Raw genomic sequence first — 23,621 nt, forward strand, 5'->3', positions numbered from 1 at the left:
CATCCAATGCGTTGGGGCGTGGGAAATGCTTGCCAGAGAAGATCGACCGCCGCTGTTTGCGTCGGCGTCCATATTCATAATCGGAGCGCTCTTCGTCGTTTTTGTCGCCTGGGCATCCTTTGCCGAGGTCGATGAGATCGCACGCGGCGACGGCAAGGTCATACCCGCTTCCAAGACCCAGATCATTCAGGCGAGCGAAGCCGGGGTCGTTCAGGAAATCGCCGTGACGATTGGCCAGATCGTCAAGAAGAACGATCTCATCATCCGCCTGGACAACACGCTCAACACGTCCAGCCTTGGCGAACAGCAGGCCAAGGCGCGCGCGCTGGAAGTGCGCATAGCAAGGCTGAAATTCGAACAGGCCGGCAATCTCTCGGGCCCATTTCCCTGCCCGCCGGACATTCAGTCCATAGCTCCGCAAATCTGCGACAATGAACAGAAGCTGCTCATCGCCCGACGCGGGAACTTCGACAACAAGCTGTCCGTGCTCAAGTCGCGCCTCGATCAGCGCGAGAGGGAACTGGCGGAGGCGGTGGCCAATTCCGACCGTCTTACCAAGAACCTGGTCGTCAGCGACCAGGAGGCAAAACTGGTCGACGCGATGGTCAAGAAAGGCCTGATGGCAAGGACCGAGCAGCTCCGGGTGGAGCGCGAACAGACCGAACTCAACGGCCAGCTGAACCTGGCGGGCGAGACCATCAAGAAGGCCAAGGCGGCGATCACGGAAGCTCAGCTTCAGGTCGAAGAACTTGGCCTGCAGTTGCAGCAGGAGGCGTTGGACGACCTTACCCAGGCGCTGGCGGACCTTTCGGTGGTGGATGAAACCATAAGGGGGGCCACCGACAAGGTCGCGCGCACGGATATCCGGTCTCCCGTGGACGGTATCGTCAACACGCTGGAGCTGAACACGGTCGGCGCCTTTGTCCAGCCTGGCGCTGTCGTGGCCGGCATCGTGCCAACGTCCGAGACCTTGCTGGTAGAGGCACGGGTCTCGCCGCGGGATGTCGCATTCATCCGCCCCGACCAGGAGGCACTTATCAAGGTCACCGCCTATGATTTCTCGATCTTCGGCGGCATCGAGGGCAAGGTCTCGAATATCACAGCCGACAGCCTAGTCGATCAGAAGACAGGGGAGCCCTACTACCAGGTGCGCGTGTCGACTGACAAATCGACTCTTCAAAGAGATGGCAAGGCCTACTCGATCATCCCCGGCATGATCTGTTCGGTCGACATCAAGACCGGGCGCAAGACGATCCTGCACTACCTCTTGAAGCCGATTAACAAGGCGCGCGAGGAGGCGATGAGTGAGCGGTAGCGCAACCTCTTATCCCGATCGCGAGCGGCTGCTTCCTGCAGTCGCGGCCGAGGATTTTGGGCTGGAATTTCGGGTTGTGGCGCGTGGCGGCATACGACGCGGCATCCGTCTGGAGCGGGCATTCTGGGTGTCGCTGAAGCAGATGGCCGAGCGCCGGAAATGCACGATCGGCATGCTCATCGACGAGATCGCCGAAAGCCAGGCGCAGACAGGCAACCTGACATCCGCGATCCGGGTGGCCTGCATGCGTGGATTGGCAGACGAAAACCTGACTTTGCGAAGGCTTGCATCGATCAATACCATCAGCGCCATACTGGTCGCTTGCCCGTCGCCGGCCTTTGCCCTGGCATCGTCGAAGAAGATCCTGACGTTCAACGCGCCGTTCCAGCAGCTGGTCAAGCGTCAATTGCCGATCGTTCCAAACGATGATGCCCGGCACGACCTCAAGCTGGCGCTGGACCTCAATGTGGCCGACATCTTCGCGCGGCTCGATGCCAATGGCGAAGCGCCGGTGGCCACCGGTTTTGTTATCGGCGCCGGTGACCGTCGATACCGGGGTCAGTTGAATGCGGTGCGGGCCCCGGTGCTCGAGCCGGAACTGCTGATGGCGTTCGTCTTCGGCGGCTAGACCACGGATAGACTGTCCCCCGCGCCGGAATGCACCGCACAATCTTGCCGAAACCTATGGCTGGAAACCTTCGCCAGGTGCGACGGTTGCGAAACCGCCCTTGATCTCGGCCATCTGGGCACTGCCGGGTCTTGAGCCGTGGATCCAGGCCCGGTCCGTGCTGAACGAATAGAGCGGAACGTAATCAGGGAGATCGCTATCGCGCATAACGGTGTTGTTGAGGCTGTCGAGAATGAAGGTGCCGCTGCCCGTGCTCACCGACAGCACGGCGTGAAAGAAGCCGCGCTTGCGGTCCTGGAGAACAACGAGCGCCATGCTTTGCGTTGGAATGCCGGCCCTCAGCAGAGCCGTCATCTTGAGGATGGCAAAATCCTCGCAGTCGCCGGCTCGCCGTTCGAGAATCTCCGAAGGCTTCGCCCAATAGTCGAGTTTGCCGTAGACGACGCTGTCTTTCCTGTAGGCGATCAGGCGATTTACGCTGCTGTTGACGAAGGATAGTTTCTCGCTGAAGCCCTTGGCCTGAGCGGCGGAGATCATCCCGGCAAATGCTGCACTCTTGCGCTCGCAGGGACTGCCTGCCAAGCAGGCGGTGATTGCCCGGTAGACGGGCGCCCAGCGCGCCGCGACGGGAAAATTGCGCATGGACAAGGCAACCGATCCGAATACGCCCGGAATGATCGATGCCGTCTGCACCGGATCTATGCCGGCCTCATTTTGTGCCGTTGACGAGCCATCCCCGAGGTCGGCAACCGCCGCGCCATAGCTGCCGAAAACCATACCGATCCGATAAGGGGTCGCAGGCTGCCATGGCTGAGGCCTCGCCAGCGAAACACCGCCGAGACAGGGCGGCGTCTGGACCTTGTCCAGAGCCGTGCCGGGTGCAGCGCTATCGCTGGAAATGGCGTTCGCGAATGATGGCCCCGCCAGGCCGACAAGCCCGATTGCCAGCAGGAGCACCTTGAGCCCGGTTTTTCCCGAGGCTGAGTTTTCTTTTTTCATAACGCCCACCTTTGACTGTGGACGCTACCAATCTTGTCTCAAATTATCGGAAAGGAAGGTGGATAACTTTCTTGCAAATCACTACGTCTATTTTCTATAAAATTTTATTCAATTTTATACTTTCGTTTACCAGGAAGTTTCGGCCTGCCAGCCGCCAAGCAAGCCACGTGGAAGCCGGCATATATCCAGTTATATTATTGCGGTTTACCACGTGTAAAAAATGCCAAACCATGCATATCAGAATATATGAAACAGATTACGGGACTGTTGCAAAGTAGAGGCGGTCACTGTCTCTTTCCGGGAAATACCGGAGGGGTTTCAGCAATGACCACCAATATCGATTTGGACAGTTTTTCGGGTTCCTTGAACGAGCATTCCGCGTCCAAGGAACACAACAGCCAGACATCGCCGGCAGAGATGCAGGTCGCACAGGCAACTTCGACGCAGCAGGCTGCACCGGCAGCGTCCGAGCCGGTGCCGGTCGATGTCGGCGGCGAAGCGCCTGTCAAACCAGAAGCCCCCGCGGAAGCAAAGGCACCGCCGGCAGCTACGCCGCACGAATATGTGGCCGATGCCAGCCACGTGGTAAGGCTTCCGGCCAACGTCTCGATCGACAACATCAAGGTCGACGGCCATAACCTTGTGCTCGAACAGGCTGACGGCTCGGTGATCGTGATCAAGGATGGCGCCCTGAACGTGCCAACCTTCATCATTGGCGACGTCGAGGTGCCGCGCGTCGCGTTGCTGGCGGCGCTGGAAGCCAGCCATGTCGACGTTGCCTTCGGCGCCGACGGTTCCATGTCGGCCGGCCCTGGTGGTTCGAATTCGAGTGCGGGCGGAGACTTCTCGGTTCCCCCCGGCGGCATCGGCGACGGGTTCGACCTGTCGGCCCTGTTGCCGCCGACCGCCTTGCAGTTTGGGCTGCTGGATCGCCGCGAACTGTTCCCGTCCATCGTCGACAGGCCGGTTACGGTTACGGCCACGTCATTGCTTGCTCCCAGCGAAGCGGCTAGCGAAACCGGCCTTAATGGCGGTGCGGGTCAATCGCCGGGCAGCGAAGCGCCGACCCTAGCTGAAACCTCTGGCGTCGGATCGATCAGCATCACCGCGCCCGATGGAATCGGATCAATCGTCATCAACGGCGTTACCGTCACCGGCGTCGGCCAGCAGATCCCGGGCGATTTCGGCTTCCTGACGATCGTCTCCTACAATCCGAGCACGGGTGCTATCCAATACAATTACACGGTGACCGAATCGGTCACCCATTCCAATCAGACGAACGGATTCGACCCCGACGACACGGTTCCGGACAATTTCAGCATCACGGTCACGGATGTCGACGGCGACACGGCCAGCACCACCTTTGCCGTAGCCATCGTCGATGACGTGCCGACAGCGGTTGCCGACAGTGCCACGCAGGCGACCGAGAACGCCGCCGTGACGGTGAACGTGTTTGCCAACGACGTGCCCGGCGCGGACGGGGTGGCCATCACCGATCCGACGAAGGTGAGCTATGTCGCGGGATCGCTGGCGGGCGGCACCGGAACGGTCACTTACCACAATGACGGCACCTTCACCTACGCGCCGGTTGCCGGCGAGGAAGGGACGGTGACGTTCCAGTACCAGATCATCGACGGTGACGGAGACTCGTCGGTGGCGACGGTCACGATCAACCTGTTGAAGGACTCGACGCCGACGATCGATGTGACGCCCCAGGCTCCCGATGCGTCGGGACACAGCGCGGTGAACGAAGCCGGCCTTGCGGTGCGCGGTATCGAGCCGGCGGGTTCCGGCGAGATTGCTGACAACAACGGCACCAACAACAGCGATCCGAGCGAGACGGCGACGGGTTCGCTGAACATCACCACGGGCGGCGACACAATCGACCACCTCTATGTGACCGACAAGGACAACACCCAGATCGAGGTGACCAACGCGGCCGGCGGCATCCTGGTGCATGGCCAGTATGGCGACTTGACCATCACCGGCACGCCGGGGACCGGCTACACCTATTCTTACACGCTGCTGGACAACACCTCGGGCAACACCACGCATGACGACTTCGCCGTCCGGGTGGTTGATACCGACGGCGACCCGGCCTCCACCACGCTCACCATCAATATCGTCGACGATGTGCCGACGGCGCATAATGACAGTGCCACGCAGGCGATCGAGAACGCCGCGGTGACGGTGAACGTGTTTGCCAACGACGTGTCTGGCGCGGACGCAGTGGCCATCAGCGATCCGACCAAGGTAAGCTATGTGGCGAACTCGCTGAGCGGCGGCGCCGGAACGGTCACCTACCACAATGACGGCACCTTCACCTACGCACCGGTTGCCGGCGAGGAAGGGACGGTGACGTTCCAGTACCAGATCGTCGACGGCGACGGCGACCCGTCGACGGCGACGGTGTCGCTGACGCTGAAGGCGGACTCGACGCCGACGATCACGGTGACGCCGGAAGGCGGAACGCCGTCGGTCAACGCGACCGCGGTTGTCGACGAGAAGGGCCTGCCGGCGGGGACCGGCGAGCTTGCCGACCCGGCCTTGAACTCGGATCACTCGGAAACCACGGCGGGCACGTTCAACGTCAGCACGGGCGGCGACACGCTGCAGAAGCTCGAGGTGATGGACAAGGACAGCACCCTGGTGGATGTGACTTCCGGCGGCACGGTCCAGGGCGTCAACGGCGTGCTGACGGTGAGCGTGAGCGGCGGCGTCTACAGCTACAGCTACACGCTCTCGAACAATGTGGCGAACGCCAATCCCAACCAGACCGGGGCCGCCGACCAGGCGACCGGGGAAAACTTCGCGGTGAAGGTCACCGACAGCGACAACGACACGGCCAATGCGTCGCTGACCGTCAAGGTCAACGATGACGGGCCGCACGCCAGCAACGACAGTCAGACGCAGACGACGGAGAATGCGCCGGTCACGATCGACGCGCTCGCCAACGACGTGTTCGGTGCCGATGGCGTTGCGATCGGCGATGCGTCGAAGGTGACGTTCACGCAGGCCACGCAGGGCGTGGTGAGCTACGACACGACGACCCATCTGTTCACCTACACCCCCAATGCCGGGGCGGGCAGTTCCTCGACGGCCGACAGCTTCACCTACACGATCATCGACGGTGACGGGGACAAATCGACGGCGACGGTGTCGCTGACGCTGAAGGCGGACTCGACGCCGACGATCACGGTGACGCCGGAAGGCGGAACGCCGTCGGTCAACGCGACCGCGGTTGTCGACGAGAAGGGCCTGCCGGCGGGGACCGGCGAGCTTGCCGACCCGGCCTTGAACTCGGATCACTCGGAAACCACGGCGGGCACGTTCAACGTCAGCACGGGCGGCGACACGCTGCAGAAGCTCGAGGTGATGGACAAGGACAGCACCCTGGTGGATGTGACTTCCGGCGGCACGGTCCAGGGCGTCAACGGCGTGCTGACGGTGAGCGTGAGCGGCGGCGTCTACAGCTACAGCTACACGCTCTCGAACAATGTGGCGAACGCCAATCCCAACCAGACCGGGGCCGCCGACCAGGCGACCGGGGAAAACTTCGCGGTGAAGGTCACCGACAGCGACAACGACACGGCCAATGCGTCGCTGACCGTCAAGGTCAACGATGACGGGCCGCACGCCAGCAACGACAGTCAGACGCAGACGACGGAGAATGCGCCGGTCACGATCGACGCGCTCGCCAACGACGTGTTCGGTGCCGATGGCGTTGCGATCGGCGATGCGTCGAAGGTGACGTTCACGCAGGCCACGCAGGGCGTGGTGAGCTACGACACGACGACCCATCTGTTCACCTACACCCCCAATGCCGGGGCGGGCAGTTCCTCGACGGCCGACAGCTTCACCTACACGATCATCGACGGTGACGGGGACAAATCGACGGCGACGGTGTCGCTGACGCTGAAGGCGGACTCGACGCCGACGATCACGGTGACGCCGGAAGGCGGAACGCCGTCGGTCAACGCGACCGCGGTTGTCGACGAGAAGGGCCTGCCGGCGGGGACCGGCGAGCTTGCCGACCCGGCCTTGAACTCGGATCACTCGGAAACCACGGCGGGCACGTTCAACATCAGCACGGGCGGCGACACGCTGCAGAAGCTCGAGGTGATGGACAAGGACAGCACCCTGGTGGATGTGACTTCCGGCGGCACGGTCCAGGGCGTCAACGGCGTGCTGACGGTGAGCGTGAGCGGCGGCGTCTACAGCTACAGCTACACGCTCTCGAACAACGTGGCGAACGCCAATCCCAACCAGACCGGGGCCGCCGACCAGGCGACCGGGGAAAACTTCGCGGTGAAGGTCACCGACAGCGACAGCGACACGGCCAATGCGTCGCTGACCGTCAAGGTCTACGACGACGGCCCGTCGGTGACGGCGGTTGCGAACGCGACTGCGGCCCTTTCCGTCGACGAGACGGCAGGCTCGCAGGTGGGCGACCATGACTTTGCCGGCGCTGTGTCGCAGAGCGCGTCGGTGAGCATCGCGGGTCTGTTCAATCCGGCGGTGTATGGCGCCGACGGGAACGGCGGGACGACGTATGCACTGACGCATGCGGACGGGACGGCGTTCGGAACAACGGCGGGAACGGGAACGGCAACGGGACTTCATGCGACGTCGGCGCCGGGGACGGAGATCTATCTGTTCGTGAACGGCACGACGATCGAAGGCCATGTCGGCAACGATCCGGCGGGAGCGCTGGCGTTCACGGTGGCGCTCAGCGGCACGAACGCGACGCTGACGCAGGTGCTGGCGCTGGATCATCCGAACGCGGCGAACCCGAACGACCTGCTGGCGCTGTCGGACAAGGTGTATGTGACGGCGACGGCGACGGATGGCGACCTGGACAAGGCCTCGGCGACGTCGGCGAGCGGTCTGACCTTGAACTTCTACGACGACGGTCCGTCGGTGACGGCGGTTGCGAACACGACTGCGATCCTTTCCGTCGACGAGACGGCAGGCTCGCAGGTGGGCGACCATGACTTTGCCGGCGCTGTGTCGCAGAGCGCGTCGGTGAGCATCGCGGGTCTGTTCAATCCGGCGGTGTATGGCGCCGACGGGAACGGCGGGACGACGTATGCACTGACGCATGCGGACGGGACGGCGTTCGGAACGACGGCGGGAACGGGAACGGCAACGGGACTTCATGCGACGTCGGCGCCGGGGACGGAGATCTATCTGTTCGTGAACGGCACGACGATCGAAGGCCATGTCGGCAACGATCCGGCGGGAGCGCTGGCGTTCACGGTGGCGCTCAGCGGCACGAACGCGACGCTGACGCAGGTGCTGGCGCTGGATCATCCGAACGCGGCGAACCCGAACGACCTGCTGGCGCTGTCGGACAAGGTGTATGTGACGGCGACGGCGACGGATGGCGACCTGGACAAGGCCTCGGCGACGTCGGCGAGCGGTCTGACCCTGAACTTCTACGATGACGGTCCGTCGGTAACAGCGGTTGCGAACACGACTGCGATCCTTTCCGTCGACGAGACGGCAGGCTCGCAGGTGGGCGACCATGACTTTGCCGGCGCTGTGTCGCAGAGCGCGTCGGTGAGCATCGCGGGTCTGTTCAATCCGGCGGTGTATGGCGCCGACGGGAACGGCGGGACGACGTATGCACTGACGCATGCGGACGGGACGGCGTTCGGAACGACGGCGGGAACGGGAACGGCAACGGGACTTCATGCGACGTCGGCGCCGGGGACGGAGATCTATCTGTTCGTGAACGGCACGACGATCGAAGGCCATGTCGGCAACGATCCGGCGGGAGCGCTGGCGTTCACGGTGGCGCTCAGCGGCACGAACGCGACGCTGACGCAGGTGCTGGCGCTGGATCATCCGAACGCGGCGAACCCGAACGACCTGCTGGCGCTGTCGGACAAGGTGTATGTGACGGCGACGGCGACGGATGGCGACCTGGACAAGGCCTCGGCGACGTCGGCGAGCGGTCTGACCTTGAACTTCTACGACGACGGTCCGTCGGTGACGGCGGTTGCGAACACGACTGCGATCCTTTCCGTCGACGAGACGGCAGGCTCGCAGGTGGGCGACCATGACTTTGCCGGCGCTGTGTCGCAGAGCGCGTCGGTGAGCATCGCGGGTCTGTTCAATCCGGCGGTGTATGGCGCCGACGGGAACGGCGGGACGACGTATGCACTGACGCATGCGGACGGGACGGCGTTCGGAACGACGGCGGGAACGGGAACGGCAACGGGACTTCATGCGACGTCGGCGCCGGGGACGGAGATCTATCTGTTCGTGAACGGCACGACGATCGAAGGCCATGTCGGCAACGATCCGGCGGGAGCGCTGGCGTTCACGGTGGCGCTCAGCGGCACGAACGCGACGCTGACGCAGGTGCTGGCGCTGGATCATCCGAACGCGGCGAACCCGAACGACCTGCTGGCGCTGTCGGACAAGGTGTATGTGACGGCGACGGCGACGGATGGCGACCTGGACAAGGCCTCGGCGACGTCGGCGAGCGGTCTGACCCTGAACTTCTACGATGACGGTCCGTCGGTAACAGCGGTTGCGAACGTGGCGGGCGTTGCGGTTCTGGACGAGACGGCGACATCGAGCACGGCGCCGACGCTCGGCGTGTCGAACGTCGGCGATGATCCGGATGTTGGCGGATCTGGCGCCATTGCGCATGCGACGAGCGCTGCGGCCCTAGTGTCGCTGACGACGGAGGCGTACGGCGCCGACGGTCAGGCGGCTTCCGGTGCCAAGAGCTATGCGCTGACGGTGACGAACACGGCGTCCGGCCTGATGGTGACGGACGGCTCGGCGATCACCCTGGCTGTGGAAGGCAATGTCGTGGTGGGCCGCGTCGCCTCAGGGGCGTTCGCCGGCCAAGCTGCGTTCGCGATCGGCATCGATACTTCGACGGGCGTTGCGACGGTCGAGCAGTATCTGTCGCTTAAGCATCCCGATGGAACCAATGCGGACGACGCGGTGTCGATGACGGCCGGCCATATCGGCGTGACGGCGACGCTGACGGACGGCGACGGCGACAAGGCGACGTCAAGCGCGGCGGACGTGTCGGGGCAGTTCACCTTCCACGACGATGGCCCGGCTATGGGCGTGTTCACCTCGGGTGTTATTCCCAATGAGATCGGGTCGGTTGGGGGATTCTTCTCGTTGGCTGCAGGTGCTGACGGGCTCCATCACTTCAACATCACGGGAACGCCTATCAGCGGGATCACCTACGCAACGACGGTGGCTTCAGACGGGACAACGACCCTTCATGGGCAACCGAGTGGCGGTGGCGCCGACGTTTTCTCGCTGACTGTCGCTCCCGACGGGACCTATCATTTCGATCTAAGTGCGCCACAAACCGCAACGTCGTCCACGGTGAGCCTGACCAATCTGCCAGGTGGGAATGCAGCATTCAGGGAGACTGCCGACCGGCTCATTGAATTCTCGACAACCGCAGGACACACGGTGAATAGTTCCGGTCAGGGATTTGGTGTGGATGATCAACGCATCTCAAGCGGTGAACAGTTTACTATGGAGTTCCACAGCGTTGGCAGTCTTGGAGACAACCTTGCTACCAGCAATCCGAAATATGTGAGCAGTGTGGATTTGAATTATGGTGATGCGAATCTTGGAAATTCAGCGTCCACAGATCATGTGACATATAAATGGACGGTCACTAATACGGGTACCAACGCAACGACATCTGGAATTATCGTCGTCGACACCTCAGCCGGAGGTCTTTTGCATATTGATCCAGGATTTGACTTCAATGTGCTTACGGTTGAGGGTATTGACGGAATTTCGGGATCGGGTAAGGGAGCTCGCTTCACATCAGCAGACATCTCCACGACAATCTTACCCTCCAGTCAGAGCTACGATTTTCATGTCACTGCGGTTGATGGAGACGGGGATGCCACGGCTACCCAGACTCTTCATATTGATCAGGTCGCGGCCGGGTCGGGAGGGATTTACACGCTCACAGGGACCGCGGGAGACGACGTGCTGGCCGGAAGCACGCACACTGACACGATCTCAGGCGGCACCGGGACCGACATTGTCGACTACACGGGTAGTGTAGCGGCCGTCTCGATCCATCTCGCCGACAACGGGTCTGCATTGGTTGCACCGGTAGACCCACACAACCCGCTCGCGGGCACGATCGATGGTGGCGATGCCCATGGCGATACCCTTACCGGCATCGAGGGTCTGATCGGCGGCTCCTACGACGACTATCTGTTCGGCAACTCCGGAAACAATTACCTCGCGGGCGGGGCGGGCAACGATACCTTGAATGGTGGCGGTGGTAACGACACGCTCATCGGCGGTGATGGGAACGACATCCTCTACGGTGGTGGCGGGACGAACACGATGACCGGCGGTAGCGGTAACGACACATTTGTGATCGACCCGTCCAAGCTTGCAGCGATCCAAATGGTCGATGTCATCGCAGATTATACACCGGGCCATGACGTTATCGACCTGTCCGATTTGCTCCAGTCCCTTGGAGGCAACGCACCGACTACGGATGGGCAGGCAGGCGCCTCGATCGAGGTTACCTTCTCAGGCGGCGCAGCCCATGTCATGGTTGACAATAACGGTACCGCCGCCGGCGGGAGCATGGTCGAAGTGGCCTCGTTGACCGGAGTTGGTGCCGGTTCCGCGATTACCATTCTTTATGATCATAATATGCCCACTCATACGGAAACGGTGCCCTGACGATGTTGGCAACACTCCCGTCGCAAGCACGATCACGCCGCTTTACGACGATGGCGTGACCCAGCTTACGACGACGGCAAGCACGATCTAACGGCATGGCGCGTGGCCACGCGACTATGTTATACATCGCTAATATTTAGGGGAGCTCAACATGAAACGTTCTGCAAGACTGCTGGTTTCCGCTGCGACGCTGTTGCTGGCAGTCGGGTCGACGGGGTATGCCGCCGATATCATCGAAGGTCCGACGGGCGACTATTGCCGTGTCGTCGGCACGTCCAACCTGGTGTTGAACGACAACATCGTCGACCTCAAGGAGCAGGTGGTGAAGCTGATGGACGAGTCGGTCGCCGCCGCCAACAGCTCGGAGTGGATCAACTCGTCCCGGCCCGTCTTCGTCTGGGCGTCGGAAGCCAAGGTCGCCTGCGGCATGGCTTACGGCTACCTGAAGACGAACTATAAGGACGAAGACACCCTCAACAAATGCGAGTGTTTTCACGATCGCATGGTCGAGTACATGCACTGACCGGATAGGCGAACCCACGCCTGTTGGCCATCATGATAGCCGACGGATCATTCTCGAAGGCGATCGCAGGCGCGATCGCGTTCGTCGGCCTTGGCCTCACTGTCACGCTGGCCCACGCCAACTGGCTGGAACGGCCTTTTGCGGAACAACGGCAGCCGTCCAGCCTGCCGCGGCCGGCACACTGTAACGCAGCCACGGAGTGGACCCGGCAGACATTCAAGGCGTTTGCGAGCTGCCAGGCATCGATCTATGGGCTGGAGCCGATGCTGGCGCATGCCGTGATGGAGATCGAAAGCGGGTTCGATCCCGGCGTGCAAGGCGCCGACGGCGAAGTCGGCCTGATGCAGGTTATGCCGGCGACGGCCAGGATGCTTGGCTTTCGAGGCTCCCTGGACGATCTGAGCGCGCCAGAGACCAACATCGCGCTTGGGGTCAAGTATCTTGCACAGGCCAACAGGCTCGCCGCGGGCGATCTGTGCACCACCGTCATGAAGTATCGCGCCGGGCACGATGAAAGCCGGTTCTCGGCCCTTTCGGTCCGCTACTGCCAGCGTGCACGGGCAATCCTGGCAAGGGAGGGGATTGAAGTGACCGGGCCGTTGCCGGTGGCGACATTCGGCTTTTCCGCATTCTCGCCAGGAGGAGAGGGTGGAGCCCCTGCCCAGGGAAAAGGTGTGTGCGTGCGCCGCGTGTTCGTGCCTGGGCCGCGATACATGAAATGCGCCGACTATCGAAATGCTGGGCAAGCAAGGCAGATCAAGGCGCTCAGAGCCAGGCTTTTCGGCAGCTAAAAGAACTGCAGACGGAACAGCAAGTCCGCCGTAACATGACTTGAAGATCAGACCGGTAAGAAATACCCGGCGACGTAGAGGGTGGAGCATTCATGGAAGCTGGCCGACAGGTCCACTGTCTACGGACATGGGCAATCGCCTTGGCGCTCGCCGTGATCGTGTCGGGCTGCCAGTCGAAAGGCGGCGTTTCCGAAGTGCTCGATCCGGCGGCGGTTACCGTGCCTGCCGGGCAGAATGGCGCCGCTGTTGCCGGTCCCGTCCAGGCGACCCAGTCGCTGGGCACCGGTTCGACAAAAATCACGATGTTGCTGCCGTTGTCCGCCGCCGGAACGGCAGGGGAAAACGGCAGGAAGATGCTGGATGCCGCCAAGCTGGCGATGACGGATATCGGCAATGGATTGCTGACGCTGACGGTAGAAGACACCAAGGGCGACAGCACACTGGCCAGCAAACTGGCGATAACGGCCATAACGACGGGGTCGAAGGTCGTGATCGGCCCGACCGAACTGCCGGCAGCCCAGCACATTGCCACGCTGTCCGGATCGAAGCGGCCACCGGTCCTGGCGCTTGCCGATAATTTCGCAGGCGGCGCCGGGGTTTATGCCGTGCTCCTCGGCGAAGCGGACAGTGCCGCGGCGGGCGCCGCGGGACTGGCGGCGAAAGGCAGCAAGAAGTTCGTATTGCTTGTCGCGGAGGGCCCAGGCGCCAGCGCCATGGAGAAGCGGGTCGCCAACAGCCTCAGCATCTATGGCGCGACGCTTGCAGTCACTCTCCCGTATTCGTCCGGTGACGGTGGCGCGAAGGCGGTCGACGAAATGGGCTCACTCGTGGACGCCCCCGACGCCGTCATCGTTGCCAGCGGCAATGGCAGCCCGGCGCCCATCCTCGCCGCCCTCAAATCAAAGGGCATTCCGGGAAAGACAATCTCCGTCGTCGGAACGAACCGTTGGCTAGAACATCCCATGGATCCGCTGTTTGGGGGGGCATATATCGCCACGCTCGATCCAAGTGAAACCGGTCCGATCGCCGACCGCTTCAGGACGGCATACAACTATCCGGCCGACGTCAATGTGGCCTACGCCTATGATATGGTTGCCCTGACGGCAGGGATCGCCAGCGCGGTCGGGCCTGATGGTTTCAGCAAAAAGGTTCTCGAGAATCCAAACGGGTTTCGTGGGTCGACCGGCCTGTTCCGGTTTCGGGCCGACGGATCCAGCGAACGATCGATGCCGTTCTATCGGATTGAAAAAGGTGCGCTCAAACTGGTTGCCAAATCAACGTCGGGTTTCTGACCGGCGAGACTCCTTGAGACCTTGTTCGTGCTGATGGGCAGGCCGGGCGGCAGCCGCTTGGCGATCGCGCTCGGAAGCCTGTTGCTTCTGGCCGGAGTCGTGCTGATCATTCAGGGCGGGGCTTTGCTCGATAAGCCTGTCCTTGCCCCTTCGCAGGCTGTTGGCGATACGCAGCCAATCCGGCCGGTTGCCCCCGTTACCGGCGCACAACGCCGAGAACCGGCGCGCAAGGTTGCTCAAGACCTGATCGCTCCGCCACGGCTCGATCCCGCGGAGATCGAACGGGCCGAGCCCCGTCCGCCGCTCAGCGAACTTGGTCTCGCCGTGCCCCCGAAAACGCCGATGCCAAAGGATTGGCGGGAGGTCTTGCTCTTCCGCCCGATTGCCACATCGTCGGCGATGTTCGAATCCATGGGCCGCAAGGTCGTCATCAGCGGGGTGCAAGGCATCGACCTCGACAGATCCTGCTCGTTTCACGATGTCACCTGGCCTTGCGGCCAGCGCGCACGCGCCGCTTTCAATTCCTGGCTGAGGGGGCGCGCGCTGAAATGTTTCGTGCCGCCGGACGTCGAGCGTTTTGCCATAGCCGCACCGTGCAGCCTGGGCGAGCAGGACGTCGGCGCCTGGCTTGTCTCCAACGGCTGGGCCACGGCGCTGCCGAGCGGCATCTACGGCAAGGCGGAGGCGACGGCCAGGGACGCGGAGATGGGCATATTTGGCCCGGCACAATAGCTGGTCGCTCAGTTCCTAATATTTTGTTTGTTAACCGTCACGGGCGCAGCTTTCCCTGGGACAGACCGATTTTCGTCCGCGGCCTCGACGAGATCATTCCGCTGATGCATCAAATTGGAAGGTTCCTTGAAACCGAATTGCAGCACGCCGGCTCTATACCAGCCCATCCACAGGAGATCGGCCAGTGACAAAGACAATGGCGACCACCACCGCCCAGGCATGGAAAGGCGTCGCTTGGCTGACCTTTCTGGGAACCACTGCAATCCTGGCCCTTTCCGTCGGCCTCAACTATCTGCTCCTGTTCTCGGAGGCGCTGACGCCCTTTGGGCGCAGCACGGTCACGGCAATCCTGTTGCCTGTCGTCCTTGGTGTTCCGCTGTTTCTGTTCATTGGATTGAAGCAGGTCGAGCTTCGTCGCTATCGCCGGGAACTCGACAAGTCGGCAACCTTCGACACCATGACAGGCTGCCTGAACGGAGCGGTCTTCACGTCGATGGTCGAGAGAAGAACAGCAAGGCCATCGGCGCCGGGTCCGGGATCGGGCGCCTTCCTGGTCATCCATTCGGAACATCTGCGCTCCATCAACCTGCGCTTTGGCCTTGAATGGGGCGATGAGGCTTTGCGGCTCGTTGCCTCAACCATAAAATCATCGGTGCGCGCGGAGGATCTGGTTGGACGCATGGGGGCTTCGATGTTCGGGGTTTTCCTCTCAGGCGCCACCGAAGCAGAAGCCAGGGAAATCGGCGAGCGTATCCGGGCGCGTATCGCGCAAGTCTATTTCGCGCCAAAAGGAACCGAGGATGCACTGACGGTCAAAGTCGGCGGCGTGGTGTTCGAAAACGAGGTGGAGTTCGCGGACATGTTCCGGTCGGCCGAGCAGCGCATGGCCGGCATCCAGGACGGAGCCACGTTTGAACTGACGCATCTGCACAGCTGACAACCGCCGGGCGCCAGCACCATTCAAACCCCAGGGGAATTGGCGGACGCAGCGGCCGCTGTCGACGCGGTAACCCCTGAAGACGCCGCCCACGTTTCCGCGATGGCGACGATTGCGGCGTTGATCGGCCCGCTCGGGATCGCCGGCATCACCGAGGCGTCGACGACAAAGATGTTGTCGAAATCGTTCAGCCGCAGGTCGGGGTCGACGACGGCGCCGGCGTCACGACCCATACGGCATGTGCCGGCCGGATGATGATGGGTGGAAGCGGCCCTGGCGATGAAGGCATCGAGCTCGTCATCGGACTGAGCCGGTGGGCCCGGCAGGATCTCCGCGTTGCGCCATTCGTGCAGAGCCGCATGATGACCGACCATGCGCGCCCGCTTCAAGGCCATCCTGAAGACCGTGCGGTCGTGTTCGGTTTCGAGATAATGCGGATCGATGATCGGCGTATCGTTACGGCCCGGCCCGCTTGGGGTGATGTGCCCGGCGCTTGTCGGATGGGTGATGCCGCACAGAATGGTGAAGGCGGAGCCGTAGGGCGGGGCCTTCAGGCCCTCTGCCGCTGACGGAGCGACGACGCAGGCGAGCACTATGTCGGGACTTCCCGTGGAACGGGTCGGGTCGTCGCCATGCAGGTACATCAGCGATTCGGAGTGCTGCAGGCGGGATGGCGGCACCGCTTGATCTCCACCGACCTCGAAGAATTGCTTGGTATGTGCGATCGTATCGCCGTCATCGCGAACGGAGCTTTGGACGGTACCGTCGAGAATGCCGACGATGCCCGCACCAAGGTCGGTCGCCTGATAATCGGACTTGCTGCATGAGCATCGACACCGCACCGACGGTCAGTGCCACCGCACTCGATGCCACGAGCGGGGCGGCGACGCACCGGGCCGTCGGCACATCGTCGGCGCTTGGCCTGCTCATCGCGCTTCCGGCGGTGGCCGGCTTCGTCTGGTCGGGTCTCGAGATTGCCGGCAGGCCTCCGCTCAGCCTGGGTTACGTCAGCCTGCCGGCTGTTGCCATCATAGCGCCCGTGAGCTTTCTGTGCGCACCCCTGGGCGCCAGGCTCGCCCACGCGCTCAACCCGCGCTACCTGAAACTTGCCTTTGCGTTTTTCCTGGCGATCACGGCCGGGCGAATGTTGCTTTCCTGAATTCCGGCTGGGCGGCCTACGGCTATTTTTCCCGCATGGCTCGGCGGATGTTCTGCGTGATCGGCTCGGCGAGGTAGGAAAGCACCGTGCGAGCACCCGTCCGGATCATCGTCTCGCTCGACATGCCGGGCAGCAGCTTGCGGCCCTCCAGCTTGGCGAGTTCGCTCTTGTCGATCAACACGGTGGCGGCGAAATACGGTGCCCCACTGCGCTCCTCCACCATGCGGTCGGCCGACACGATCTCCACGACGCCCTCGAGTGGCGGCAGGTTGTAGCGAGCGAAGGCCGGGAAGCTGACGCGCGCGGGCTGTCCAGGGGCGATCGTCTCGACATCCTCCGGCTTGACCATAGCCTCGACCACGAGCTGTTGTCCAAGCGGCACGATGGTCATCAATGTCTCACCGGCTTTCACGACACCGCCCGCCGTATGGACCTTCAGGTCCATGACGATACCGTCAACCGGTGCGACAACATCGGTACGGGTAAGCACGTCCCTGGCGGAACGCTCCTCCTGTCCGAGGTCAAACAACTCCGCCTCGATCTTGCTCAACTCGTCGACGGCTTCGTTCAGCCGCACTGTGCTCAGGTTCAAGATTTGCATGTCAATCTCGGCCATAGCGCTTCTGGCACGAGCGATTGCCGCGACATTGGTAGCACGCTCCCCCTCGATCTCCTGCTGTTGTCGTCTGAGCAACAGGTTCCGCTCGCGGGTGGTCAGCCCCTTATCGAGCAGAGTCTGAAGGTCCTTGGTTTCACCCTCGATCGCCGCGATCTGCTTGTCCTTGGTGACGATAAGCTGCTCCAGTCCCGTTATCTCTTCCTCGGTCTGGTGACGGCGCTGGTTGAGAATTTCCTGCTCGTCCGTCAAGTTGTGGTGCTTCGCCGCGAACACGTCACGCTGCGAGGCGACCGCGTCCTTTGCGGCGGTGGCGGGGTTTGCGAGCAACGCCGGATCAAACTCGATCTCGGCCTTGCCGTCGCGCTCGGCCCTGAGACGCGCGGCCAGCGCCTCGCGCGTTGCTATCCGGTTCTGGATCAGGTCAAGCTGCGCCTTTGCCTGGGTGTCATCGAGGCGGATGAGGATCTTGCCCGCCTTGACGATATCACCGTCGGCGGCGTTCAACTGCGCGATGATGCCGCCCTCGAGGTGCTGGATGAGTTTGCGGTCGCCGGCGACCTTGATAACGCCCGGCGCCACAGCGGCGCTATCCAACGGTGCCAGCGCCGCCCACCCCCCGGCCACCCCGAAGAACAGGAACATGATCGCGAACCCGGTGCAGGTCACGCCTGTGAGGCGCAGGGGTACCGGTTCCAGCACAGAGGGGGGTGGCAGGGGTAGCGGGACGACGTTCATGGCTGTTCCTGTCTTGACGGTTGCGCAGCGCCTGCGTCGCCACCTGGAATGGTCCCTGAAACAAGGTTGAACTTTGGCGACAGTTTTCGTGCGGCGTATCGGCGGACCGGATCGGGGACGACGCTATCCTCGTTCGCTGCTATGGCTGGGAGCTGGTTCGCCTCGCGGACGCGCCGGGCGAGTTCATTGAACACGGCGTCTCGCGGCCCGAACAGGTCCTGTACGCCGTGGTTAAGCACCAACACCTTGTCAACTTTTTCCAAAATGCTTGGCCGGTGCGAGATCAAGATCAGGGTCGTACCTGCCGCCTTGAGCCCACCGATGACTGTAGCCAGTGCTTGCTCTCCGTCGTGATCGAGATTGGAGTTAGGCTCGTCAAGGACAAGGAATGCCGGGTCGCCGTAGAGGGCTCGCGCCAGCCCGATGCGCTGGCGTTGCCCGCCGGACAGTGCCGCACCACCTTCACCGATCTCGGTGGCGTAGCCCTTCGGCAACCCCTTGATCAGTTCGTGGACGCCGGCCAACTCCGCGGCCTTGACCACATTGTTGAAAACCGCGGGGTTGAGCGACGCAAAACGGGCGATGTTCTCGGAGACGGTGCCGGCGAAGAGTTCGATATCCTGTGGCAGATAGCCAACGTGTCGACCCCTGTCCTCGGCCGCCCATTCGACAACGCTCATGCCGTCAAGCAACGCGCGACCGCCGGTCGGACGCCAGGTGCCGACCAGCACGCGCGCCAGACTCGTCTTGCCCGCCGCGCTCGGTCCGACCAACGCCATCGCTTCACCCGGCTTGAGTTGGAAGCTGATCCCACGCAGGATCGGTTCGCTGCCCTGCCTGGCGAGCATAATGTTCTCGGCCTCAAACCTACCCCTGGGGCGCGGCAACGGCAGGGCTGGTGTGGCCTCCGGTCGCTGACCGGCCATTGCAGCGAGACGCTTGTAAGCAGCCCGTGCCCCGATCGTCGCCTTCCACGTGCCGATCGCCTGTTCAACCGGGGCCAATGCGCGACCCATCAGGATTGAGGCGGCGATCATGATACCGGGTGAAGCCTCGTTTCTCAGCACCAGATAAGCGCCGAGGCCGAGTACGGCCATCTGCAGGGCCAGCCGGAAAGAGCGCGCGAGGGCCGAGATGGTGCTGGACCGGTTACCGGCGCGAGATTGTTCTCTGTTTGCCTCGTCCTGCTGGGCCTTCCAGCTTTCGAGCAGGGGATACAACATGCCCATGGCCTGGACGACCTCGGCGTTGCGGATCGTTTGCTCGGCCTGCATGTAAGCCCGCGTCTGGGCGATTGCGGCTTCCGCCAGCGGCTTGCGGGTCAGGTACTCGGTGAGCAACGCCAGCGCGAACAGCACGATCCCGCCGCAGGTTGCCAGCCAGCCCAACCAAGGGTGCATGAGGAAGATAGCGCCCAGGAAAATCGGTGCCCAGGGTGCATCGAGGATCGGGTAGATACTCGGGCTGGTGAAGAAGTTCCGCACTTGGTCGAGGTCACGCAGCGAGCGAGCGTTGACCTGACCGGGGGCCGAGGCAGCGTACTCCACCGACGCGGTCAGCAAAACCGGCGCCAGACGCGCGTTCAGCCACGTCCCGACTTTAGCCAGAAGACGCGCGCGCACCACCTCCAACGACGCCATTGTCACGAGCGCCGCCGCCGCCATCAGCGACAGCATCACCAAAGTTTCCAAGCTGTGGCTGCCCAATACGCGGTGGTAGACCTGGAGCATGTAGAACGCACCGGTCAGCATCAGAATGTTGATGCCGGCGCTGAACCAGATAAGCGGCTTGACGGCGCGCCTGGCCTCTTTGATCACCGCCTGCAGGGCAGAGGGACGTGGGGATTTCATCATGATGTATCTGCCTGTGTGCGGGTCCGCGCCTTGGCCTGAGCCGGCTTTGTGTAGGGCGCGAGATCATCTCCACATGAGATGGGAGGCGGCGTGAACCGCCTCCCATTGGTCCAATATTAGGCAACGACATCAACCAGCAGGTGCTGGATGCCCGTCGTGTCGCCGTCGGCGTCCTGGATGTTGACCGCGAAGTCGAGGTCAGCGCCGATCTGCCCGGAAGTCGTCTGGATGAAGCCGATATCCGTGATCTTGAGAACGTCGTTATCCGTGTTTCCCCACGATTGCAGCGGGCCGGTCACCGGGCTGTTACCCTCGACCGCGATGGTGCTCGGGTCGTCGGTCGCCTTGGTCAGGTTGATACCAGATCCCGTCAGCCCGTTGCTGGACTGCATGATCTGCATACCCTGGATTGAGAAGTTCTCGCCGAGAGCGGCGTTGTTGTAATCACCCTTCTCGATGATCACGAGACCGTCGTTATTGTCGAGCGAGAACTCCGTGCTGTACGGGGACGGCACTGTGTTCCCCTTGAAGAAGTCCGCGTTATCCACGACGATCGACCGCGTCGTGTGGACGTCGTCGGCGGTAGATGCCGTGCCCTTGTCGTCGATCAGGTCGAGAACCACGATGAGGTTCTCGGCGTTCCCGATGCCGTCGAACTTGATGGCGATAGCGTCCACCTTGTCCGTCGGCACGATCTTCTCAGTGCCACCACCGGGGGCGCCGGGGTTGACGTCGCCCAGAATGTTCTCGTTGAAGAACCGGAGGGTGAGTAGTTCGCCCTTCTGGATCGTGTCACCGGCCACGCCGTTGGTCGACTGCGTGGCGGAGACCCAGTCCTCGAAGTTGCTGGTGACGAACTGCCCGCTGTTAAACGTGGTATCGCCTGCAATCGGCGAGCCGTCGCCCGTACCGTTAAACCCGAAGGGGCTGCCGTTGGGGTTCGAGTTCGCCGTGAACTGCACGTAGAACCCGTCGTGTTCAGCGGGTGTGTTGGGGTTGGCGTCCAACTGCGTCACCACGAGTTCGGGGTGACCGGTGTTGCCGGGGGGTGCCTTCGCCGTCAACTCAGAGGAGTGGAAGACGTTGAAGCTGAACCCGTCGATCACGTCGTTCAAGGCGATGGAGTACGTGCCCGCCGCCTTGTCGAAGGTCAACGTGCCACCAGCCGTCGCGTCCTGCACGCCCGCCGTGATCGGGTCCTTGTCGTAATGAAACGAGAAGGCGAACACTGCGGTGGAGGCAGTCTCCGAGGTGAGTGACGTGACGACGTTGGTGATGTTCGGGTTCTGCGCGTTGTCGACCGTGCCGGTCAGCGTCAGCCGTTGGACTCCGTTGGCGGAGTTGCCGTCAGAGTCCCCGAAGTCCGAACCACCCGCCGTGTAGAACGCCGCCAGGTGACCGTCCGCGCCGATGTTGTATGCGAAGTTCCCAGTGGCCGGCGTGTTCACGACGTTGTGCAAGGTTTCCGGTGTTTGGATACCTGGCGTGCCGGGGTCAGCGTCGAACGGCTTCGTGATCGTCGGAGCGTCATCCGCCAGGACAAGGTTCTGGCCGATGTTGAGGACGGCTGTGTCAGTATCACCGTCCTTGTCGGTGATGGTCGCCGTCAGTTGGACCAGATTATCCGCCGACAGCGTCTCGGTATCGTTCGGCCCGTTATTGGGATCATGTATGACTGCACGATCCTGGTTGAGCGTCACGACGCCGGCGATATCCACGGTCACCGTGAACACCAACAAGCCACCGACAGCCGTACGGCCCTCGACAACGCCGCCGGGAGTGACCGACAGGTTGATCGCCTCACCAGTCAGCGTATCGATAAGACCGGAAGCGCCCGCGATCACGCTCAACGCGTAAGTCTTGGTCCCGGCCCCGTCGGCACCATAGACACCGTTAAAGTTTGACGAGAAGTTGGCTGTGCCGCCGGTCGCGAGATCAGATTCGTCAACCGTGGCGATCGCCTCTTGACCACTTGCAGTGATGCTCGGCGCGTCGTCCTTGAAGACAAGGTTCTGGCCGATGTTGATGGTTTCGGCGTCAGCGTCGCCGTCCGCGTCGGTAGCGGACGCCGTCAGGGTGATCAGGTCGGCGGCTGCCAGCGTCGTGGACTGGTCCGGTCCGGCTTCCGGCGTATGCTGGACCGCGCGAAGCTGGTCGAGCGTCACGATGCCAGCGGCGTTCACGGCCACCGTGAACACCAGATCACCACCGGCGGTGCGGCCTTCGATAATTGAGCCGACCTTGGTCAGGAGAGCTTCCTGACCTGTCGCCACGTCGAAGATGCCCGACTGAGTGCCAGCGCCGGGGACGTTCAAGGCGTAGGTAACACCGGCGGCACCAGGACCGTCAGTACCGAAATCGGTGCTGAACACGACCGAGAAATTGCCGGTGGGATTCGTGCCCAACGTCGTATCATCGGCGGTTAGGGTAGGTGCGGGGGTACCGGAGAGAGTGACGTTCGGGCCGTCATCGTCGACGTTGATGTCGCCACCGACGGACTCATCCGTGTGTGACAACGCGCGGACTTTCAGGATGTCACTGAAGTCCACTCGGTCATCCGGGTTGAGATTGTCCGGATGGGCGATTGGCGCGAAAGTGACCATCTGCACCGTGCCCAACGTATTGTCACTGTTGGGGATTATGTAGAAAGCGGCGACGATGTGACCGCTGGTATCAGTCGCCAACACAGATTTGCCGTCCGCCGACGTGGTGAGGAAGATGTCCTCGCCGCCCACGGTGTTCAACCCGGAATCCGCGTGTGACAGAGGGGCGAATATCAGGCTGTCGATGACTTCGCTAGGTCCCGCCGTCACGTGGATGAGATCGGCCTGACTTGCCGCCTCAGCGGAGTCAGCGAACGCCATCTGCCCTGCGGTCAAACCGAGACCGTTAAGATAAGTGACAAAGGCGGGGTCGAGGTTAGCGCTGACCAGCAAACCGCCGGCGACGCCTACGGCGACGTCATCGCCATCCGGGTCGCCGGTAGCGGTGTTTTGTATACCGGCGGTCTGGTCGTTAACCAACTCGCCTACGATATTGATGGTAGCCATAACTTTCATCCTTTCCTGGATGGGTGACTAATTGTGCACATGGCTCGGACTGGCGCTCACGCGGGTCCACATTCACTGTTTGTTTTTGGAAAGCCCCTCTTCCCCTTAGTTCCGCCCGGACCCTAGTCCGTGGGCGTACTCGCGTACTGACTGCGGTCCCTCAAACCTCAATGTGCCGCCGACGCAGAGGGCGCGTCCATTCCCGCTTCGATAGTGTTAGGATGAATGGCCGTACCTGATCGAAGGATATATATCCTTCGATAGATCAGGCCTGCGCAGGCG

At 62.4% G+C, this 23,621-nt stretch carries 15 protein-coding genes; 10 read left to right on the forward strand and 5 right to left on the reverse strand.

Annotated elements, in window-relative coordinates; translation table 11 throughout:
- The first annotated feature begins 25 nt into the window (after nt 1-25).
- Together ACZ89F_RS02165 and ACZ89F_RS02170 are read left to right on the forward strand one after the other, a co-directional pair.
- Nucleotides 26-1,315, forward strand: coding sequence for an HlyD family type I secretion periplasmic adaptor subunit (locus ACZ89F_RS02165; protein WP_476090202.1), 1,290 nt, complete (start codon nt 26-28; stop codon nt 1,313-1,315).
- Nucleotides 1,305-1,943: a ribbon-helix-helix domain-containing protein gene (locus tag ACZ89F_RS02170; RefSeq protein WP_476090203.1), complete on the forward strand. Its 639-nt coding sequence runs from the start codon at nt 1,305-1,307 to the stop codon at nt 1,941-1,943. Before ACZ89F_RS02165 ends, ACZ89F_RS02170 begins: the two co-directional genes overlap by 11 nt.
- A gap of 54 nt (nt 1,944-1,997) precedes the next feature.
- Here the strand turns inward: ACZ89F_RS02170 and ACZ89F_RS02175 are convergent, their stop codons facing one another.
- Complete coding sequence (locus tag ACZ89F_RS02175) at nt 1,998-2,942, reverse strand: transglutaminase-like cysteine peptidase (protein ID WP_476090204.1); 945 nt, start codon at nt 2,940-2,942, stop codon at nt 1,998-2,000.
- A gap of 324 nt (nt 2,943-3,266) precedes the next feature.
- On the opposite strand from ACZ89F_RS02175, the gene ACZ89F_RS02180 reads away from it, so the two are divergent.
- From ACZ89F_RS02180 to ACZ89F_RS02205, 6 genes are all read left to right on the forward strand, one after another.
- Nucleotides 3,267-11,648 carry a DUF5801 repeats-in-toxin domain-containing protein gene (locus ACZ89F_RS02180; protein ID WP_476090205.1) on the forward strand — a complete coding sequence of 2,794 codons (8,382 nt, stop codon included), beginning with the start codon at nt 3,267-3,269 and terminating at the stop codon, nt 11,646-11,648.
- Between the two features lie 151 nt (nt 11,649-11,799).
- Nucleotides 11,800-12,171, forward strand: coding sequence for a hypothetical protein (locus ACZ89F_RS02185; protein ID WP_127257749.1), 372 nt, complete (start codon nt 11,800-11,802; stop codon nt 12,169-12,171).
- Nucleotides 12,172-12,203: 32 nt separating this feature from the next.
- On the forward strand, nt 12,204-12,962 hold the full coding sequence (locus ACZ89F_RS02190) for a lytic transglycosylase domain-containing protein (protein WP_476097195.1): 759 nt from the start codon (nt 12,204-12,206) through the stop codon (nt 12,960-12,962).
- A 92-nt stretch (nt 12,963-13,054) separates the two neighbouring features.
- Complete coding sequence (locus ACZ89F_RS02195; RefSeq protein ID WP_476090206.1) at nt 13,055-14,254, forward strand: ABC transporter substrate-binding protein; 1,200 nt, start codon at nt 13,055-13,057, stop codon at nt 14,252-14,254.
- A gap of 33 nt (nt 14,255-14,287) precedes the next feature.
- Nucleotides 14,288-14,986 carry a thermonuclease family protein gene (locus tag ACZ89F_RS02200; protein ID WP_476097196.1) on the forward strand — a complete coding sequence of 233 codons (699 nt, stop codon included), beginning with the start codon at nt 14,288-14,290 and terminating at the stop codon, nt 14,984-14,986.
- 184 nt (nt 14,987-15,170) lie between these two features.
- Nucleotides 15,171-15,923 (forward strand): GGDEF domain-containing protein, encoded by a 753-nt coding sequence (locus ACZ89F_RS02205; protein ID WP_476090207.1) that lies wholly within the window; start codon nt 15,171-15,173, stop codon nt 15,921-15,923.
- A gap of 23 nt (nt 15,924-15,946) precedes the next feature.
- Here ACZ89F_RS02205 and ACZ89F_RS02210 read toward each other — a convergent pair whose 3' ends face one another.
- Nucleotides 15,947-16,603: a GMC oxidoreductase gene (locus ACZ89F_RS02210; RefSeq protein ID WP_476090208.1), complete on the reverse strand. Its 657-nt coding sequence runs from the start codon at nt 16,601-16,603 to the stop codon at nt 15,947-15,949.
- A gap of 3 nt (nt 16,604-16,606) precedes the next feature.
- On the opposite strand from ACZ89F_RS02210, the gene ACZ89F_RS02215 reads away from it, so the two are divergent.
- Nucleotides 16,607-16,750, forward strand: coding sequence for a hypothetical protein (locus ACZ89F_RS02215; RefSeq protein WP_476090209.1), 144 nt, complete (start codon nt 16,607-16,609; stop codon nt 16,748-16,750).
- The gene (locus ACZ89F_RS02220) at nt 16,747-17,082 is read left to right on the forward strand and encodes a TSUP family transporter (RefSeq protein WP_476090210.1); all 336 of its coding nucleotides are present in this window, start codon (nt 16,747-16,749) and stop codon (nt 17,080-17,082) included. Before ACZ89F_RS02215 ends, ACZ89F_RS02220 begins: the two co-directional genes overlap by 4 nt.
- Nucleotides 17,083-17,104: 22 nt before the next feature.
- Here the strand turns inward: ACZ89F_RS02220 and ACZ89F_RS02225 are convergent, their stop codons facing one another.
- The 3 genes from ACZ89F_RS02225 to ACZ89F_RS02235 all read right to left on the reverse strand — a co-directional run bounded on the left by ACZ89F_RS02225 (nt 17,105) and on the right by ACZ89F_RS02235 (nt 23,339).
- Nucleotides 17,105-18,436 carry an HlyD family type I secretion periplasmic adaptor subunit gene (locus ACZ89F_RS02225; RefSeq protein ID WP_476090211.1) on the reverse strand — a complete coding sequence of 444 codons (1,332 nt, stop codon included), beginning with the start codon at nt 18,434-18,436 and terminating at the stop codon, nt 17,105-17,107.
- The gene (locus ACZ89F_RS02230) at nt 18,433-20,289 is read right to left on the reverse strand and encodes a type I secretion system permease/ATPase (protein WP_476090212.1); all 1,857 of its coding nucleotides are present in this window, start codon (nt 20,287-20,289) and stop codon (nt 18,433-18,435) included. Before ACZ89F_RS02230 ends, ACZ89F_RS02225 begins: the two co-directional genes overlap by 4 nt.
- Before the next feature lie 116 nt (nt 20,290-20,405).
- Complete coding sequence (locus ACZ89F_RS02235; protein WP_476090213.1) at nt 20,406-23,339, reverse strand: DUF5801 repeats-in-toxin domain-containing protein; 2,934 nt, start codon at nt 23,337-23,339, stop codon at nt 20,406-20,408.
- Nucleotides 23,340-23,621 lie beyond the last annotated feature (282 nt).

The sequence above is a fragment of the Mesorhizobium sp. USDA 3734 genome (assembly GCF_056279665.1).